The sequence below is a fragment of the Accumulibacter sp. genome (assembly GCF_029255145.1).
Taxonomy (GTDB): Bacteria; Pseudomonadota; Gammaproteobacteria; order Burkholderiales; family Rhodocyclaceae; genus Accumulibacter.
Window position 1 is genome coordinate 34,954 of sequence record NZ_JAPUVQ010000027.1, and the last position, 17,064, is coordinate 52,017.

Below are 17,064 nucleotides of genomic sequence, written 5' to 3' on the forward strand. Positions count from 1 at the left end.
CTTCGATCACCGGACAACGGTCAACACGTGCGGCCCCGGCAGATTGGCGCTGATCGTCCCCCCACCCGCAGCGACCGGAGCGATGGTGATCAGCTCGATGCGCGAGTCACCTGGCGCCACGGCGCGGAAGTTGACCGTGGCCACGACGTCCGGAGCAGTGGCGCCGCCAGCACCTGATCGGGTCGCGGTCATCAGCACCTGACCGCCCGGATCGACGCGATAGGTGAAGCTGGTCTGCGCGCCACCCTGGCCAAGAAAGCCACCCTCGCTGACATCGACGACCTGCAGGACGCGCGGATCGAAACCGATCGCCAGGGGCAGGCTGACCACCGGCCGGTCCGCCTGCATCACCAGTTGCAACGCCAGGGTGTCGCCAGCCTTGAGTTGTGTCGGGCCCTGCCAGAGCAACTGCGCCGACCCACCGGGTTGAGCGGCAGCCTCCGGATCTGCCGCCGACGCCGACGCCGGCGGCGATCCGCCCTCGGCTGCCGCCGGTGTCGGCACCAGCGCCAGCGGATTGTTCAGCGTTTCGCTCCTGGCTGCCTCGGCGCCAGCCGGGTAGGCCACCGCGCCTGGCGGCGAGGCCGCCGCCGCGGCAGCCGCGCCGAACCCCGGGCCACCGCCGCTGCCAGCGAGCTGGCCACGGAAATTGCTTTCGGTTCCACCATCGAACTCCGAAAGATGAGCCTCGGGGCGCTGAATGTTGCGAATGATGCGTGGCGTGATCGAGAGCACGATCTCGGTCTTGATCCCCTCGTCGGAGTGACTCCCGAACAGGCGGCCGAGAATGGGGATCTCGCCCAGGAAAGGAAACTTGCTGGCCGTTCGCCGGTCCTCGTCGCTGATCAGTCCGGCCAGCAACTGGTTCTCGCCGTCCTTGAGGCGCAGGACGCTGGTTGCCGTGCGCGTGCCGATCTGATAGGCGACGGTGCCGGATTTGGTCTCGATGCGGTTGACGATGTTGCTCACTTCCAGTGTGATCTTCATCGCCACCTCGTTATCGAGATAGATCGTCGGTTCGACATCGAGCTTCAGGCCGACATCGATGTAGGTGATCGACTCGGTGGAAAAACCCACTGTAATAGTCGAGGTGATGTTCGGCACGCGCTCGCCAATCAGGATCTTGGCCTTCTCGCGATTGCGCGCGCGGATACGGGGATTGGCCAGCAGATTGACGTCGGTGTCGAGTTGATTGGCGCGGATGATCACCGGCCCGACGGTCACGCCAGTCGTCGCCGAGGTGATGTTGCCCAGTGCTTTCAGGGTCAGGGCGTCGACAGGAAGCGCTCGCAGGGCCATGTTGTCGGGCCAGTTGACCCCCAGCGCCTGCAGCCGCGAGCGCTTGACCTCGAGGATCTCCACTTCGAGCAGCACCTCGGGTTCAGGCACGTCCTGCAAGGCAACCAGCTTCTCAGCCAGCCTGATCGCCTCCGGAGTGTCGCGGAGCATCACCAGGTTGAGCTTCTCGTCGACCACCAGGTCCTTGCTCTTGAGCATCGTCTTGAGGGTGGTGGCAACGGTCTTGGCATCGGAATTCGCGAGGTAGAAGGTCTTGACGGTCAGCGCCTGATACTCCCGCTGCTTGACCGGTGTATTCGGGTAAATCAGGATCGAGTTGCCATCGAGGACGCGCTGCTCGAGCTGATTGGTCAGCAGCAGCAGGTTGATCGCCGCCTCGATGGTGCTGTTGCGGAGGAACAGCGTGGCTTTCTGGTCGGCGCGCACGTCCTTGTCGAAAATGAAGTTCAACCCCGATGTTCGCGAAATGACCTCAAAGACAGTCTTCACCGGGGTGTCCCTGAATTCGATGGTGATCGGCTTCCGGTACGCGGCAGCGAGCACCGAATCCTTGGCGATCCGGGTGCTGCTATCGTCGATCAGCCGCAGCAGGGCGAGGGCACGCTCGTGGCTGGGGTTGGCCGCCAGGATCCTGCGCAGACTGGCCCGCGCTGCTTCTGCGTCCTGGCGGTTCCAGGCGGCGGCCGCTTCGGCGTACAGGCTGCCGTGACGGCGTGCCGTTTCGACCAGTTGCAAACCCGCCAGCGCCCGTTCGTTGCCAGGCTGCAACACCAGCGCCCGCTGGAAGGCCACGTTGGCAGCGTCGTAACGCGCTTCGACGACAGCGCGTTCGCCCTTGGCGATACTGGCGCTGACGGCGCGTTCCCTGGCTTGGAGATAGGCGACGCGATACTCGGCCGACGCGGGTTCAAGGCGTATGGCTTCCTGGATTCTGGCCAGCCCGGCGTCGACCTGTTCGGCCGCCAGCAGCGCCTGCCCTTCCTGAAACGCGTTCTGCGCAGCGCAGCCGGCCAACAGCAGCGCAGCCGTCACGCCCAGGCAGCGACGCCGCCAGGCTGCCGGTCGCCGCGGGCCCGATTTTTCCTCGTTCACTATGGCGATTCTCCGATCGGGATGGTCTGTGACTGCTTGAGTGGCAGGTAAATCAAGGTCAGGGTCGGCGGGCTGACGGCCTTGACTTGGTAGGTGCCGGCGAGCGTCATCCCCGCGCGGACGATGAACACCTGCTCGCCGAATCCCAGATAGGCTTCCCACTGGCCGCCTTCCAGTTTCTTGCCAAGGTACACGAAGGGGACCGGTGGTGCCATCGGCGGCGGCGGATTGGCCGATTTTTCGGGCAGCGGCGGCGGCGGCGTCCAGCTCAGCGGCGGGAACAGGTCCCGACTCTCCTGTCCATCGGCGGCGGCCGGAATCAGTTGCTGGCGTGGAATCAAGGCCGCCACTTCAAGGTTCGCAGAGGCCAGGTCGGCCAGCGCCCGCGAGCCAGGCGGTGGGCGGCCGGCGCGGCGAGGGTTCGAGACCTCGCCACTCCAGCCGCCGGCTGTTCTCGCCGGCAGCGCGGCGACCTCCTCGCCGGTATTCCGGTCAGTCGGCGTCTTGTCGCCGAACAGCGCCAGCCAGGCTGCCAACACCAGAAAGGTGAAGAGGGTCAGACGACGTGCGCTCACCGCTCCACCTCGGCCGCAGCGACCCCGCCAACGCGCTCGGAAGACCTGGCCGGCCGGTGCCAGATGGTCAGGCGAAGCCTGGCCTCAAGCTGGTCAATGCCGATTTCCTCGCGTTTGAAGCCCAGTTCGTCGACCGCGACGAAAGGCTGCGTGGCGAGGATCTCTTCGATCCAGCGACGAACGTCGGCATAGCGCCCCCTCACCGGCACGGTCATCTGCAGGGTCTCGGCCGGCACCAGCGGATCCTGGCCGCGCTGGTACTCGGCACGGGTGGCAAGCAGTTGGTGGCTGACCGCCGAATCGAGCACCGCCTGGATACTTGGCAGCACCTGGCTCTCGTCGGCGAGGATCTGCCGGAAAGCCCGATAGTGGCGCTCGGATGTTGACCGCGGCGGCTCGGGCGGCGCCAAGGCGCCCACCGCGCGCGCCTGAAGCGCGTCGACCACCGCTTGCTGCTCGGTCTGCCGCTCCGCCAGTTCGCTTTGCAGGCCAGGGATCAGCAGCAAGGCCAGCGCCAGCAGCGAGCAGAAAGCCATGGCCAGCGTCAGCGACCACGGGCCGTGCCGATGGAGCCAGATCTCGGCGGTCAAGCGCAGGCGGTCGGCGATCAGCGCGATCCTGTTCATTGGCCATCCCGAGCGCGCGCCGGGATCACGGCAGGCGTCGCTGCCGGCGCCGCCGGTTCGGCCAGCAGCGCCTCAAAGGCGAAGCGCAGTGGCCGGTTGGGATCCTGTTCGTTGATCTCCTGCTTGGTGACCACCGCCCGAGCAAAGGGCGCAGCCGACCCGAGCGCCGCCAGGTAGTCGAGCATCCGCTGGTGATCCCTGGCTTCGGCGACGCCCTTGACCAGGCGCCGGCGGTTGTCCGGCTCGATCTGCAGCAACGCGATGTCGGCCGTGGCAACGCTCTCGAAACCGTCCAGCATCGCCGGCCAGGGGGTATTCAGCTGCCCGATGGCGCTGTTGATCGCCAGCAACTGGCGCTCCGAAAGGACCAGCGGCGGGGGTGGCGGTGGCGTCCGCGCAAACAGCTCCTGCCGCGTCCAGGCGATCGCCCGCGAGGCCTCCTCCAGTTCACGGCCGAGTTGCAGCGCGGTCCAGGCCAGCGCCACGCCAAGCAGCAGGAGCACCGTCGCGAGAGCGATCAGCGTCGCTCTGGCGCGCGGCGAAGTCGGCAGGCACCATGGCGGACGCTCGACGAAGTCGATGCGCAGCGGCTTCATCGGCTCCTCCCCGCCAGCGCCAGTTGACCGGCTGTCGAAGCTTCGCCGGCGTTGCTGGCCAGTGCTCTGCAGGCGATCGTGCGCGAGGCCATGCCGGCAAGGCTGGTGGCCACCGGCAACCACTCGGCAGCACCCGCCCACAGCAGCGCTTGCCGGCCGCGCTCGAGCTGCGCCGGAGCGCGCAGGATCTCCTGCTCGAGCAGCGTCTCTAGCGCGGCCAGGTCCGGCGCAGCGGGCAGCCGCAAGCTGCGCAGCCCGGCGATTCGGTCGTCGCCGGTAGCGAGCAGCGTCAGCGTCGATCCGAAGCCGACCAGCAGCCAGCCGTTTGCCGGAATCGAGGCCCCCAGGCCATTCCAGACACGGACGAAGGCCGGGCTCACCGAATCGAGGCGCCAGCCGTTGGTCAGCGCCAGCTGCTGCAGCGCCTGATAGAGCACGCGCGGCAGCCCGCTGACGATGAACGGAACCCGCGCATGCCAGTCGCCGACCAGGAGCCAGTCCTCGGCTGACGCCCCATAGAGCGTCGCGAAGCGGGCCGCCGCGGTCGCCCGCAATTCGCGCAGTCCGCGTGTCCCCCGCGGTGGCGTGACGACGAAGCTCCTGGCCAGACCGTCGTCGACGGTAACGATCAAGCGTCGATTCCGTGCTGCCGGGCCGGGTGTCTCCGATTGCCGGCCTGTCAGGCCTGGCAGGGCGGCGGCCAGGGCGGCGCTGGCGCTTGTCGGCAGCCGTTCCTCGGCCACCAGCACTTGGCCGGCGAGCACGGGCATTGCCGACGCCGGCTCGACCAGCAATACGGCGTGCGCGGCGGAACACCCGAGCAGCAGTCTCTCAAGCGGAAAGCGTGACACGTCGCAACTCGTCGAGAGTGGTCTCGCCGCCCGCCACCAGGCGCAACGCGGCGTCCGTCAGGCTGCGAGTGCCGTTCCGGTACGCCACTTCCTTCAGCTGCCGGATCGGGCGCTTGTCGATGATCAGTTCGCGCAACTCGTCGTTCAGATTCAGGATCTCGGCAACCGCCTTGCGTCCACGATAGCCGGTACCGCGACAGTCGCCGCAGCCGCTGCCGCGACGAAAGTCGAAGCGCGCCAGATCGTCGGCGGCCATCGCGAAACGTTCGAGTTCGGCGTCGCTGGGCGCGTACGGCTCGCTACAGCGCGCACAATTCACCCGCAACAGGCGTTGCGCCCAGATGCCGTTCAGCGCCGACGCGAAGGCGTAGGGGTCGATGCCCATGTGCGTGAAACGACCGAAGACGTCGAAGACGTTGTTGGCGTGCACCGTGGTCAGCACCAGGTGCCCGGTCAGCGCCGACTGGACGGCGATCTCGGCCGTCTCGCGGTCGCGGATTTCGCCGACCATGATCTTGTCCGGGTCGTGCCGCAGGATCGACCGCAGACCGCGCGCAAAAGTCAGGCCCTTCTTGTCATTGACCGGGATCTGCAGGACCCCGGGCAACTGGTACTCGACCGGGTCCTCGATGGTGATGATCTTGTCGCGTCCGTTGTTGATTTCGGAAATTGCGCCGTACAGCGTAGTGGTCTTGCCCGAGCCGGTCGGGCCGGTGACCAGCAGCATCCCGTAGGGTTCTTCGACCAGCCGCCGCAAGGCCTTCAGCGAGTGCTGGTCAAAGCCCAGCAGGTCCAGCGTCAGCGCCCCGTGCGCCTCGATCACCCCGCGTTTGTCGAGAATGCGCACCACCGCATCCTCGCCGTGAATGCTCGGCATGATCGACACCCGCAGGTCGATGTCGCGGCCCGCCACCTGCACCCGGAAGCTGCCATCCTGCGGCGTTCGGCGCTCGGCGATGTCGAGCTCGGCGAGGACCTTCAGCCGCGACACCACCTGTTCGGCGAGCGCCACGCCGCTGATCTGCGCGACCGTGTCGAGCACCCCGTCGAGACGGTACTTGATGGTGATCCCGGTCGGCGTGCTCTCGAGATGGACATCGCTGGCGGCGGCTCGGACCGCGTCATAGACGGTTGAATTGACCAGCTTGACGGCCGGGCTGGAGGCGCCGCTGACCGACGCGAAACTTAGTACCTCGGCGCTGCGGTAGCGCTCCGGCGCCGCGCCGGTATCGTGCACCAGCGACTGGACCGCATGCACCGACTCTTCATGCTTTGACAGATAGGCCTGGATGTCGGCCGGCAGCGCCAGACAGTAATCAACCGGCGCATCGACCAGGCTGCTCAGCCAGACCATGCCGTCGCTGTCAAAGGGATCCGAGATCACGCCGATAATCCGACTGCCGGCGCCGGCCAGCGGCGCGCGCAACAGCAGACAAGCGCGCAGCTGCGCCTTGACCATCGGCAGCAGGTCGAAGGCCTCGGCGCAGGCCAGCATCTCGGTGGTATCCATGACCGTCAGGCGAAAGCGCCGGGCCAGCTCATCGACCACCTGCCGCGGGTCGACGCCGGTCAGCGCCTCGATCTCGCTGACCACCGATCGCCCCGATGCCGCGGCCATCTCCCTGGCGCGATGCAGCAGGGCGTCGTCGAAACGGTAGCCGTCGTTATCGGCGGCAGCGTTCATTGCAGGGTACCCGCCAAATCAAAGATCGGCATGTACAGCAGGACCACGATCAAGCCGACCAACAGACCGATGGCGGTCATCAGCAGCGGCTCGAAGACCTTGGCAAAGCGCTCGATCCAGCGCGCGCTCTCGCTCTCGTAGAACAGCGCCGAACGGGTCAACATGGCGCCCATCTGCCCTGATCGCTCGCCAACGCGCAGCAGGCGCAGGGCCACCGGTGTCGCCAGGCCACTGCTGTCGAAGCCGTGCGACAGCGTGCCGCCGTCGGAAATGATCGCACGGGCAACGCCCAGCGCCTCGCGCGTTGTGGGCGAAACGGTATTGCCGACGATGTCGAGCGCCGCCAGTATCGGGATACCGCCTTCCAGCAGCATGCCGGTCGTCAAATACAACCTCGACAGCTCGATCACCCGAACGCGCTCGCCAATTCCCGGCAAGCGCGTCAGGAAGAGGATCCAGCGGCCGCTGCGGATGAAGCGCCGCAGCCAGTAGGCCAGGGCCAGCGCGAGCGCCAGCAGCGACCAGAAGACGGTCGCGGTGTGCTGGCCGACGAACTGACCCCAGTCGAGCATCAATTGCGACAGCACGGGCAGCGAACGGCCACTGCCCTGGTACACCCCGGCGAAGCGCGGCACGACATAGGCCATCAGGAACAGCGTCACGCCACTGCCAACGGCCAGCAGGATCGCCGGGTAGATGGCCGCGCTGAGCATCTTGTTGCGCAGCGTGTCCAGCCGCGTCTGATAGTCGATGTAGCGCGACAAGGCCCGCGGCAGGTCGCTGGTTCCCTCGGCGGCCCTGACGATGCCGACGTAAAGGGGTGGGAAAATCTCGCTTTGCCGGGCCAGCGCCGCCGAAAAGCGCAGGCCTTCGCGCAGATCCCTGGTCAGACGCTCAAGGATGACCCGCGCGGCGCCCGAGCTTTCCTTGTCGAGCAGCGCTTCGAAAGCCTCCACCAGACTCAGCCCGGCCTCCAGCAAAGCCAGCAGTTCAGTGCTGAAGAGGAGCAGTGAAAAGCCCTTGCTGCGGCGTCCCGGGGTGTGAGTGGAGTCGGCGCCGGCACCAATGGCCGCTTTGATCGACAACGGCTGCAGTCGCCGCTGGCGGAGCAGCTGGCCTGCTTCCCCGGCGTCGGCGGCGTCAACAGCGTGCGTTTCGATCAGGTTGTCGGCAGATAGGGCCCGCACCTCAAAACGCATCCTGGCTCCAGCGGATTCTCATGGAAAGGTCACGTCGGCGGCGTCGCCGGTCCCTCCCGGCTGGCCGTCCTTGCCGTAGGAGACGATCTCGAAATCGCCGTTGGCGCCCGGTGCGCGGTACAGGTAGGCACGACCCCAGGGATCGGACGGCACCGCCTTCTGCAGGTAGGGGCCGTTCCACTTGGCCGCGCTGGCCGGCTTGGTGAGCAAGGCATTGAGCCCCTCTTCGGTGGTCGGGTACTGGCCGACTTCCAGCCGATAGGTATCGAGTGCGCGCGCGAAGGCCTCGATCTGCGCCTTGGCCACCCCCTGTTCGGACCTGCCCAGCTGCGAGAAGTACTTCGGGCCAACGTAGGCTGCCAGCAAGCCGATGATCGTCACCACCACCAGCAGTTCCAGGAGCGTAAAGCCGGCGACGGAACGGGTCGCGCTGCGGCTCTTCCGGGTAGCCTGGCCGCCGGCAACGCCGCCCCGATTCTGGCCAACGGTTTGTACGGCGCTGCTGATCACGGCCTGTTCCCGCGCGCTGCTGCGGCAAGTACCGCAGGCACATAAAGCATGGTTTCACGATACGGTGGAATTCGACCGCCGTTCCTGGCCACCGCTCCCTGGCCGGCGTTGTACGCCGCCAGAGCGAGAGCGACATTGCCGTGGTGCCGGGTGAGCAGATCCTTGAGGTGGCGCACGCCAGCGTCGATGTTCTGGGCCGGGTCGTCAGGCTGAGTGACCCCGTAGCGTGCGGCGGTTGCCGGCATCAGTTGCATCGCGCCGGTGGCGCCCTTCGCCGAGACGGCGCTGGCGTTGAAGCCCGATTCGACGCCCACCACCGCGGTCACCAGTTCCGGCGTCACCTGATGGATGCGGGCGTAATGTTCGATCAGCGGCGTCAATTCCCGTTTGCCTTGTTGCTGGCTTTCGCTGGCATGATGCCTCGACAGGCTGCGACGGGCTGCAGGAACGCTCTCGCCGCGAATGAAAAGCCGGTAGCTGCCATCCAGGCGCTGGCTGGCATAACGCGGCATGCCGTCAGCGGCGTAGGAAACGAAGACGTTGCCCACCGTCGCTGCAGTCGCCAGCGATGGCGGCAAGCCGCCCGACAGCAAGGCCAGCGCCAGGGGAAAAACAGGTACGGTCGCCGCGGCCATCGCGATCGCGACCACACTCCCCGGCCGATCAGTAGTTGGCGTCACCCCTGCACCCCCAGAACCCTTAGCCGTGAATCGACGGCCAGATTATCGGCATGCAGAATAACACGTTAGCCAGCTGCGGCGGGTCGCTGCGAGCCCGCGCCAGCGCACCCCGGCGACCGCGGCCCGGCGAACGTCTGACCTCTGGATCCGCCTTGCAGTTGTCAGGGAAGACAGGAGCCGCACGCTGCTGCTGCTCGAGGGGCTTGCCAAAGGATCGGCTCAGGGAAGCTGGCGTGCGACCGGTCGCGATGGGTCACTGCACCATTCGCTCCAGGAACCGGCATAGAGGCGTGCGCCAAGCAGTCCGGCGACCTCCATCGCCAGCAGGTTGTGACAAGCGGTAACGCCTGATCCGCAGGACATCACCACCTGCTTGGCATCAGTCCCGGCGAGCAGCGCGAGAAACTCGCGGCGCAGTTCGGCGGCCGGGCGAAAACAGCCATCGGCGTCGAGATTGTCACGAAAGAAGCGATTGCGCGCGCCGGGGATATGCCCGCCCACCGGATCGATGGTTTCGTTCTCGCCCCGAAAGCGATCGGGACTGCGGGCGTCGATCAGACACAGCTGGCGCTCGCCGACGTCGGCGAGCAATTCCCCGGTGCTCACGACGCGATCGTCGGGCGACGCTTCAAAAACCACCTTCGCCGCAGTTGCCGGCAGTTCGGTGGAAAGTGGCCTGCCTTCCGCCAGCCAACGTTCAATACCGCCATCCAGAACAGCGACGCGGTCGTGCCCCAGCCAACGCAGCAGCCACCACAGTCGGCCGGCGATCATGCCGCCGGAATCGTCATAGGCGACCACCTGCGTGGCTCGCGAAACACCCGCCGCACCCAGCCGGACAGCGAGCACTTGCGGGTCGGGCAAGGGGTGACGGCCGTTGCTGCCGTTCATCGCTCCCGACAGGTCGCGGTCGAGATGCAGGAAGCGCGCCCCCGGCAGGTGGCCGTTGACGTACGCCCTGCCGCCGGCTTCCGGATCGGCGAGCTGATGACGGCAATCAAAGACGCGCCAGGCCGGATCTTCGAGATGATCGGCAAGGGTCGCACTGCTGACCAGCGTCGAGTAGCTCACCCCCCCTGCCCCTCGCTGCTGTCTTCGGCCAGCCACGCCCGCGCTTCAGGTTCGTCGTCGAAGACCCGCACGTCGGCGTGCACGAAGAGCTGCGACAGCCATGCGCTCCACGCCACCCACTGGCTTTCGGTAAGCACCGCGATGCGGCCAAAATCGTTGGCATGGGCACGCGAAAAGACGATATCTTCCCAGGCCACGTCAAGTGTGAAGTCGGCCATTTCGCGCAGATCAAAGAACAGGTCGACCGGCCCCTCGGGCTGGATCACGCCATTGACGGCATTCTCGAACTCCTGGTAGTCCGCGAGAGAGAATTCCGCATAGACCGTGACTTCGACGCGCTTCGGCTGGTTTTCGATGACTATCATGGCATCCTCCCTTTTTCGTTGGACAAGTGTAGCGTGTAGGAGCAGTCCCGCAAAGGAGGCTGTCGCCGCAAGTCCACCGGGGGCGGCTCCGTTCGTCCGCAGCTGGTCCGATGATGCCATTCGGCCCATTCGTCCGTCCGGCGACTCCCCGGAACCGCCGTAACCGGAAGTCGCAATACTTGATCGCGGAATTTGCGTTTGACCGGAGGGGCACTAATAGGCTATTTTCGGCGGTTTGATTCGAGCCCTTCCCATGCCACGAGCGAACCCCGAGAAACCTGTTGACCGTGCCCAGTCCGCCACGGCAGGAGCAGCCACTGGCCAACTCAAGTTCGAGGCAGCACTCGCACAACTCGAACAGATCGTCCAGGACATGGAGGGGGGCCGCCTGCCACTTGAAGAATCACTCGCCGCGTATCGCCGTGGCAGCGAACTCCTGCAGCACTGCCAGCAGCAGCTCAGTGACGCCGAAAGGCAAATCCAGATCCTGGAAAATGGTGCGCTGCGCGCTTTCGAAGCCAATGGCGACGAAGCCCGATGAGCGCTCCCACTGTCTCGGATGCGCCCGGTGATCCGTCCTTTCCGGTCTGGATGCGCAGCGTCCAGTCGCAAGTGGAAGCAGCCCTGTCCCGGTGCTTGCCGCCCGGGGAGGCGATTCCGGGCCGCCTTCACCAGGCCATGCGCTACGCCTGTCTCGACGGTGGCAAGCGCGTGCGGCCGCTACTCGCTTTTGCCGCCGGCGAACTGACCGCAGCCAGCCCGCAGCGGCTGCAGGTGGTCGCCTGCGCCGTCGAACTGATCCACAGCTATTCGCTCGTTCATGACGACTTGCCGTCGATGGATAACGACGTGCTGCGGCGCGGCCGGCCGACCTGCCATGTCGAATACGATGAGGCAACTGCCCTGCTGGTTGGCGACAGCCTGCAATCCCTGGCCTTCGAACTCTTGGCGCGCGACGATCTTGGCGACCACCGCAGGCAACTGGAAATGCTGCGCCTGCTGGCGCGCGCGAGCGGCTCGCTGGGCATGGCCGGCGGCCAGTCGATCGACCTCGAGGCGGTCGGCAGGAGGCTCAACCAACCCGAGCTTGAACTGATGCACGCACTCAAGACGGGCGCTTTGATCCGTGCCGCGGTGTTGCTCGGAGGCCTCTGTGGGACCGCGCTGAGCGCTCCCGAAAGCGCTGCGCTTGACCGCTTTGCCAAGCGCGCGGGCCTGTTGTTTCAGGTTGTTGATGACATTCTCGACTGCACCGCCAGCACCGCCACGCTGGGCAAGACCGCAGGCAAGGACGCCGCCGCGGAAAAGCCGACCTACGTCAGCCTGATGGGTCTCGAAAGGGCCCGTGAATTTGCCGCCGACCTCAAGAGCCAGGCACTTGAAGCGCTAGCCATTTTTGGCGAACGCAAGCGGCGCCTGGTCGAGCTGACCGATTTCATCACCCAGCGCAAGTTCTAGGTGCCGCTGCCGCTCACCGCTCGCGGTCGGTACACAGCGCTTCTGCAGGACCCAACAATAAAATGACCCCCTACCCTCTGCTCGATACCATCAGCTATCCGGCGCAACTGCGCAAACTTGACCGCCGACACCTGCCCCAGTTGGCCAGCGAATTGCGCACCTTTCTGGTTGAATCGGTCTCGCGGACCGGCGGCCACCTGTCGTCGAACCTCGGCACCGTCGAACTCACCGTCGCGCTGCACTACGTCTTCGAGACGCCGCATGACCGCCTGGTGTGGGATGTCGGCCATCAGACCTACGCCCATAAGGTGCTCACCGGGCGGCGCGCCGGGATGGCCAGGCTGCGGATGCACGGTGGCGTTTCCGGCTTTCCGAAACGCAGCGAGAGCGAGTACGACACCTTCGGCGTCGGCCACTCGTCCACCTCGATCTCGGCCGCGCTGGGCATGGCTCTGGCCGCCAAGATCAAGCACGAGACGCGCAAGGTGGTGGCGATCATCGGCGACGGCGCGATGTCTGCAGGCCAAGCCTTCGAAGCACTGAACAACGCCGGCGTCGCAGACGCCGACATGCTGGTCGTGCTCAACGACAATGACATGTCGATTTCACCGCCGGTGGGAGCACTCAACCGCTACCTGGCGCGTCTCTTTTCGGGCAGCACCTTCAACGCCGCGCGCAAGGCTGGCGAGAAGATCCTCGACTTCTCGCCATCGCTGCTCGAGTTCGCCAAACGCGCCGAGGAGCACGTCAAGGGCATGTTGACCCCCGGCACCCTGTTCGAGGAACTGGGTTTCAACTATATCGGCCCGATCGACGGGCACGATCTCGAGTCACTTGTGCCGACGCTACTGAACCTGAAGAATCTCAAAGGCCCCCAGTTCCTGCATGTGATCACCAAGAAGGGCCAGGGTTACAAGTTGGCCGAAGTCGATCCGATCCTCTACCACGGCGTCTCTCAATTCAAGCCCGAGGTCGGTATCGCTGGCGGCAAGAGCGGCGCCAAGCCGACCTATACGCAGATCTTTGGCGACTGGTTGTGCGACATGGCGGCTGCCGACCCACGCCTGGTCGGCATCACTCCGGCGATGCGCGAAGGCTCGGGCCTGCTGCGCTTCAGCGAACGCTACCCGGACCGCTATCACGATGTCGGGATCGCCGAGCAGCATGCGGTCACCTTTGCCGCCGGGCTGGCCTGTGAAGGCATGCGGCCGGTGCTGGCGATCTACTCGACCTTCCTGCAGCGCGGCTACGATCAGCTGGTGCACGACGTGGCTCTGCAAAACCTGCCCGTCGTCTTCGCACTCGACCGTGGCGGCCTGGTCGGCGCCGACGGTCCGACGCATCATGGTGCGTTCGACCTCTCGTTCCTGACCTGCATTCCGAACATGGTGGTGATGACCCCCGCCGACGAGGACGAGTGCCGCAAGATGCTGACCACCGCCTACCACCTGGACTGCCCGAGCGCCGTGCGCTACCCGCGCGGAACCGGTCCGGGAGCGGTAATTGAACCGACGCTGGTCGGGCTACCCCTGGGCAAGGGCCAAGTCCGCCGCCGCGGCAGCGAGGTCGCGCTGCTCGCCTTCGGCAGCATGCTTACACCGGCGCTGGCAGCGGCCGAAGCGGTCGACGCCACGGTCGCCAACATGCGCTTTGTCAAACCGATCGATCGCGAACTGATCGCCACCCTGGCGGCGGAACATTCGCTGCTGGTCAGCGTCGAAGAGAATGCCTTGATCGGTGGCGCCGGTTCCGAAGTCGAGCGGATTCTTGAAGAACTCGGCTGCACCGTGCAACTGTTGCGTATGGGACTTCCCGACCACTTCGTCGAACAGGGCGACCAGGCGCTCCTGCTGGCGGAAATCGGCCTGGACGGCGACGGTATCGTCAGCGCGATACGGGCCCGGCAAGGCAGGCTTGCAGATCCGGGCCAGCCACCGCACATGGCATGCGACGATCAGCAAGATTCTCAGGAGCCGCGATGAACGCACCCGAAACCCCGCAAGCCCCCACTGAAATGGTGGACGTTCAGGGCTCGGCCGATACCCGGCGGATCGCCATCAACAAGGTGGGCATCAAAGCCATTCGTCACCCGGTCAAGGTGCTCGACAAGTCCGGCGGCGTGCAGCACACCATCGCCATGTTCAACATGTACGTCAGCCTGCCGCACAACTTCAAGGGCACCCACATGTCGCGCTTTGTGGAAATTCTCAACAGCCACGAGCGAGAAATATCGGTCGAAAATTTCCCGGCCATGCTGCGCGACATGGTTGACCGGCTGGAAGCCGAGACCGGTCATATCGAAATGAGTTTTCCCTATTTCATCAACAAGGCGGCTCCGGTGTCCGGTGTGCAGAGCCTGATGGATTACGACGTCACGCTGATTGGCGAGATCGGCCACGGGCGGATCGAGTCGACCATCAAGGTCGCCGTTCCGGTGACCAGCCTCTGCCCGTGTTCAAAGGAAATTTCCGAACGCGGCGCACACAACCAGCGCTCGCACGTGACGGTCACCGTACGGATCAATGAGCACCTGTGGATCGAGGAACTGGTTCAATTCATCGAGTCACAAGCATCGTGCGAGCTCTACGGACTGCTCAAGCGCCCCGACGAGAAATTCGTCACCGAACGCGCCTACGACAACCCGAAATTTGTCGAAGACATGGTGCGCGACGTCGCGGCACGGCTCAACGCCGAGCAGCGCATCGATGCCTATGTAGTGGAGTCCGAGAACTTCGAATCAATTCACAACCATTCCGCATACGCCCTGATCGAGAACGACAAGCGACCTGGCGGCTGACCGGCGGGCGCTCGCCACAACAAGCACGGCGGAGCCTGTTCGACCCCGCCGCGTTGTCGTTTACCGCATCCGCGCTTGCTTCAGCGCTGCTTGCGCGTCAGCTGTTCAGCGCTGCTTGCGCGTCAGCTGTTCAGCGCTGCTTGCGCGTCAACTTTTCCTTGATCCGCGCCGACTTGCCGGAGCGCTCGCGCAGGTAGTACAACTTGGCCCGCCGAACGTCACCGCGCCGCTTGACTTCAATCGCCGCGACCAGCGGCGAATAGGTCTGGAAGGTACGCTCGACACCCTCGCCCGAGGAAACCTTGCGGACGATGAAACTGGAGTTGAGGCCACGATTACGCTTGGCAATCACCACACCTTCGTAAGCCTGCAAACGCTCCCGCGTACCTTCCCGCACCTTGACCTGGACTACGACCGTGTCGCCCGGTGAAAATACGGGAATCACTTTGCCCAGACGGGCAATCTCTTCTTGTTCAAGTTGGTCGATCAGATTCATCTTATAAACTCCATGCACGCAAACTACGCATTATTGTCCTGACCGCATTGCTCCTGAAACTGCACCAGGAGTTGCGTTTCCAATTTTGACAAGGAACGCCCCGCCAACAACTCGGGGCGCCGCTGCCATGTTCGACCCAGCGCTTGTTGCAGCCGCCAGCGTCGTATTTCCTCGTGGTGACCGGACAGCAGAACGCCCGGCACCCGCCGCCCGTCATATTCCTCGGGCCGCGTGTAATGTGGGCAATCCAGCAAACCCGTTACAAACGACTCCTGTTGTGCCGACTCGAGATCGTTCAGCACGCCCGGCAACTGCCTGACGACGGCATCGATCAGCGCCATCGCCGGGATCTCGCCACCGGAAAGGACGAAATCCCCGATTGAAATCTCCTCATCGACACAGGCCGTGATCAGCCGTTCGTCAATGCCCTCATAGCGCCCGCAGACCAGCACCAGCGCTTCCTCGGCCTGCGCCAGGCGCAGCACGCGCTGATGAGTCAGCAGCGAACCCTGTGGCGAGAGGCAGATGACCCGGCTGGCGGCAGCGCCAGCCGCGTGCTGCCTGGCCTTCGCCGCGATGATCGCCGCTTCGAGTGGACCCGGCAACATCACCATCCCCGGGCCACCCCCGTAAGGGCGGTCATCGACGCTGCGATGCCGATCCGACGTGAAATCACGCGGATTCCACAACTGCAGGCTCCACCGCCCCTCCAGCAGGGCCCTGCGGGTCACGCCCGCCTGCGCCACCGCAGCAAAGGTCTCGGGAAACAAGCTCACCACATCAACGACAAACGGCCGCTCGCCCGGCAGCGCACCGCCGGCGAAAGTCACCAGTCGCTTTCCCATTCCACGCGGACGCACTGTCGCTGGAGGTCAACGTTCAGCACCACCGCCGCAACGAAAGGCAGCAAACGTTCCGCGCGTCCACCATCGGCAACCCGCAGCACGGCGTTGGCCGGGGTGTCGATCAGACCGACAATCCGGCCCAGCGCCTGATCGTGGGTATTGATCACTTCGAGGCCGACCAGTTCGGCCCAGTAGTACTCGTCAATCGCCGTCGGTGGCAATTCGCTTTGCGGCACGCCAACCAGCACGCCTCCCATTGCCTCTGCGGCCGTACGGTCGGCAACGCACGCCAATTGAGCAACCAGCACCTCGTTGCGGACATCACACTTGATCAGCCTGGTTTGACGCCAAAGCTCGGGAGCATCACCCTCCCGGCCGAGCCACCACCCCGGCAACCGGGCCCAGCTCTGGGGATCATCGGCAAACGGGTAAACCCGAACCGCGCCCTGCAGCCCGTGCGGACCCGCAATCTTGCCAAGGACGATCATCGCGCTGCGCGGCGCATCACTTCCCGCCGCCGCGCCATTGGTCTCAGGCAGGGACAGGCCAGGCAACGCTCAGGCTGCCACCTTGGCAGCCGACTGCTTGAGCAGGCGAGCAACGGTCAGCGACAGTTGAGCACCTTGCTGCTGCCAGTAACTGAGACGATCGGTGGCGATTCGCAACCCTTGTTCACCACCTGACGCCAGCGGATTGTAAAAGCCGATGCGCTCGATGAAGCGACCATCGCGGCGAGCGCGGGAATCAGCGACCACCATGTTGTAGAAGGGGCGCTTCTTGGCGCCGCCACGGGCGAGACGAATGACAACCATGATAATTTCTTCCGAATTCAGAAAAAGGCGAGGATTATAGCAAGAAAGAGTGCCCTCAACACGAACCCGGGCCGACCATCGCCAACTTTCCGACTGTTGAATCGGCTC

19 protein-coding genes are annotated in these 17,064 nt (G+C 65.1%); 4 read left to right on the forward strand and 15 right to left on the reverse strand.

The window, feature by feature from the left end; genetic code table 11:
* Positions 1–6: 6 nt before the first annotated feature.
* The 11 genes from Q1L50_RS02750 to Q1L50_RS02800 form a co-directional block, all read right to left on the reverse strand.
* Positions 7–2,391 (reverse strand): secretin N-terminal domain-containing protein, encoded by a 2,385-nt coding sequence (locus Q1L50_RS02750; protein WP_300335732.1) that lies wholly within the window; start codon positions 2,389–2,391, stop codon positions 7–9.
* Complete coding sequence (locus Q1L50_RS02755; RefSeq protein ID WP_300335734.1) at positions 2,391–2,966, reverse strand: hypothetical protein; 576 nt, start codon at positions 2,964–2,966, stop codon at positions 2,391–2,393. Before Q1L50_RS02755 ends, Q1L50_RS02750 begins: the two co-directional genes overlap by 1 nt.
* A complete protein-coding gene (locus Q1L50_RS02760; RefSeq protein ID WP_300335736.1) occupies positions 2,963–3,592 on the reverse strand; it encodes a hypothetical protein in 630 nt (209 codons plus the stop codon). Before Q1L50_RS02760 ends, Q1L50_RS02755 begins: the two co-directional genes overlap by 4 nt.
* Positions 3,589–4,188 carry a hypothetical protein gene (locus Q1L50_RS02765; protein WP_300335737.1) on the reverse strand — a complete coding sequence of 200 codons (600 nt, stop codon included), beginning with the start codon at positions 4,186–4,188 and terminating at the stop codon, positions 3,589–3,591. The genes Q1L50_RS02760 and Q1L50_RS02765 overlap by 4 nt, the downstream gene beginning before the upstream one ends.
* Entirely contained in the window at positions 4,185–5,039 is an 855-nt protein-coding gene (locus Q1L50_RS02770) for a hypothetical protein (protein ID WP_300335739.1), read from the reverse strand. Before Q1L50_RS02770 ends, Q1L50_RS02765 begins: the two co-directional genes overlap by 4 nt.
* Entirely contained in the window at positions 5,020–6,723 is a 1,704-nt protein-coding gene (locus tag Q1L50_RS02775) for a GspE/PulE family protein (protein ID WP_300335740.1), read from the reverse strand. Before Q1L50_RS02775 ends, Q1L50_RS02770 begins: the two co-directional genes overlap by 20 nt.
* On the reverse strand, positions 6,720–7,922 hold the full coding sequence (locus tag Q1L50_RS02780; protein WP_300335741.1) for a type II secretion system F family protein: 1,203 nt from the start codon (positions 7,920–7,922) through the stop codon (positions 6,720–6,722). The genes Q1L50_RS02775 and Q1L50_RS02780 overlap by 4 nt, the downstream gene beginning before the upstream one ends.
* 18 nt (positions 7,923–7,940) lie before the next feature.
* On the reverse strand, positions 7,941–8,432 hold the full coding sequence (gene gspG, locus Q1L50_RS02785; protein WP_300335743.1) for a type II secretion system major pseudopilin GspG: 492 nt from the start codon (positions 8,430–8,432) through the stop codon (positions 7,941–7,943).
* Positions 8,429–9,067 carry a lytic transglycosylase domain-containing protein gene (locus tag Q1L50_RS02790; protein WP_300335744.1) on the reverse strand — a complete coding sequence of 213 codons (639 nt, stop codon included), beginning with the start codon at positions 9,065–9,067 and terminating at the stop codon, positions 8,429–8,431. The genes gspG and Q1L50_RS02790 overlap by 4 nt, the downstream gene beginning before the upstream one ends.
* Before the next feature lie 264 nt (positions 9,068–9,331).
* On the reverse strand, positions 9,332–10,183 hold the full coding sequence (locus Q1L50_RS02795; protein ID WP_300335746.1) for a sulfurtransferase: 852 nt from the start codon (positions 10,181–10,183) through the stop codon (positions 9,332–9,334).
* Positions 10,180–10,548 (reverse strand): STAS/SEC14 domain-containing protein, encoded by a 369-nt coding sequence (locus tag Q1L50_RS02800; RefSeq protein WP_300335747.1) that lies wholly within the window; start codon positions 10,546–10,548, stop codon positions 10,180–10,182. Before Q1L50_RS02800 ends, Q1L50_RS02795 begins: the two co-directional genes overlap by 4 nt.
* Before the next feature lie 253 nt (positions 10,549–10,801).
* Here Q1L50_RS02800 and Q1L50_RS02805 point away from each other — a divergent pair, with 253 nt between their 5' ends.
* The 4 genes from Q1L50_RS02805 to folE2 all read left to right on the forward strand — a co-directional run bounded on the left by Q1L50_RS02805 (position 10,802) and on the right by folE2 (position 14,803).
* A complete protein-coding gene (locus tag Q1L50_RS02805; RefSeq protein WP_300335749.1) occupies positions 10,802–11,089 on the forward strand; it encodes an exodeoxyribonuclease VII small subunit in 288 nt (95 codons plus the stop codon).
* Positions 11,086–12,006: a polyprenyl synthetase family protein gene (locus Q1L50_RS02810; protein WP_300335750.1), complete on the forward strand. Its 921-nt coding sequence runs from the start codon at positions 11,086–11,088 to the stop codon at positions 12,004–12,006. Before Q1L50_RS02805 ends, Q1L50_RS02810 begins: the two co-directional genes overlap by 4 nt.
* A gap of 62 nt (positions 12,007–12,068) precedes the next feature.
* Complete coding sequence (gene dxs / locus Q1L50_RS02815) at positions 12,069–13,988, forward strand: 1-deoxy-D-xylulose-5-phosphate synthase (RefSeq protein WP_300335751.1); 1,920 nt, start codon at positions 12,069–12,071, stop codon at positions 13,986–13,988.
* Positions 13,985–14,803, forward strand: coding sequence for a GTP cyclohydrolase FolE2 (folE2, locus tag Q1L50_RS02820; RefSeq protein WP_300335752.1), 819 nt, complete (start codon positions 13,985–13,987; stop codon positions 14,801–14,803). Before dxs ends, folE2 begins: the two co-directional genes overlap by 4 nt.
* Before the next feature lie 130 nt (positions 14,804–14,933).
* Here folE2 and rplS read toward each other — a convergent pair whose 3' ends face one another.
* From rplS to rpsP, 4 genes are read right to left on the reverse strand one after another with little or no spacing between them, the layout of a single operon-like run.
* Positions 14,934–15,299: a 50S ribosomal protein L19 gene (gene rplS / locus Q1L50_RS02825; protein ID WP_300335753.1), complete on the reverse strand. Its 366-nt coding sequence runs from the start codon at positions 15,297–15,299 to the stop codon at positions 14,934–14,936.
* A gap of 23 nt (positions 15,300–15,322) precedes the next feature.
* Complete coding sequence (trmD, locus tag Q1L50_RS02830; RefSeq protein ID WP_300335754.1) at positions 15,323–16,144, reverse strand: tRNA (guanosine(37)-N1)-methyltransferase TrmD; 822 nt, start codon at positions 16,142–16,144, stop codon at positions 15,323–15,325.
* Positions 16,126–16,698 (reverse strand): ribosome maturation factor RimM, encoded by a 573-nt coding sequence (gene rimM / locus Q1L50_RS02835; protein ID WP_300335756.1) that lies wholly within the window; start codon positions 16,696–16,698, stop codon positions 16,126–16,128. Before rimM ends, trmD begins: the two co-directional genes overlap by 19 nt.
* A gap of 3 nt (positions 16,699–16,701) precedes the next feature.
* Entirely contained in the window at positions 16,702–16,956 is a 255-nt protein-coding gene (rpsP, locus tag Q1L50_RS02840) for a 30S ribosomal protein S16 (RefSeq protein ID WP_300335758.1), read from the reverse strand.
* Positions 16,957–17,064 lie beyond the last annotated feature (108 nt).

Excerpts from the sequence above, each read along its gene's own strand:
- Q1L50_RS02760 (WP_300335736.1), bottom strand. The coding sequence starts at position 3,592 with ATGAACAGGATCGCGCTGATCGCCGACCGCCTGCGCTTGACCGCCGAG.
- Q1L50_RS02780 (WP_300335741.1), bottom strand. The coding sequence starts at position 7,922 with ATGCGTTTTGAGGTGCGGGCCCTATCTGCCGACAACCTGATCGAAACG.
- Q1L50_RS02800 (WP_300335747.1), bottom strand. The coding sequence starts at position 10,548 with ATGATAGTCATCGAAAACCAGCCGAAGCGCGTCGAAGTCACGGTCTAT.
- rpsP (WP_300335758.1), bottom strand. The coding sequence starts at position 16,956 with ATGGTTGTCATTCGTCTCGCCCGTGGCGGCGCCAAGAAGCGCCCCTTC.
- Q1L50_RS02810 (WP_300335750.1), top strand. The coding sequence starts at position 11,086 with ATGAGCGCTCCCACTGTCTCGGATGCGCCCGGTGATCCGTCCTTTCCG.
- trmD (WP_300335754.1), bottom strand. The coding sequence starts at position 16,144 with ATGGGAAAGCGACTGGTGACTTTCGCCGGCGGTGCGCTGCCGGGCGAG.
- folE2 (WP_300335752.1), top strand. The coding sequence starts at position 13,985 with ATGAACGCACCCGAAACCCCGCAAGCCCCCACTGAAATGGTGGACGTT.
- Q1L50_RS02765 (WP_300335737.1), bottom strand. The coding sequence starts at position 4,188 with ATGAAGCCGCTGCGCATCGACTTCGTCGAGCGTCCGCCATGGTGCCTG.
- Q1L50_RS02805 (WP_300335749.1), top strand. The coding sequence starts at position 10,802 with ATGCCACGAGCGAACCCCGAGAAACCTGTTGACCGTGCCCAGTCCGCC.
- Q1L50_RS02775 (WP_300335740.1), bottom strand. The coding sequence starts at position 6,723 with ATGAACGCTGCCGCCGATAACGACGGCTACCGTTTCGACGACGCCCTG.
- rplS (WP_300335753.1), bottom strand. The coding sequence starts at position 15,299 with ATGAATCTGATCGACCAACTTGAACAAGAAGAGATTGCCCGTCTGGGC.
- Q1L50_RS02790 (WP_300335744.1), bottom strand. The coding sequence starts at position 9,067 with ATGGCCGCGGCGACCGTACCTGTTTTTCCCCTGGCGCTGGCCTTGCTG.
- dxs (WP_300335751.1), top strand. The coding sequence starts at position 12,069 with ATGACCCCCTACCCTCTGCTCGATACCATCAGCTATCCGGCGCAACTG.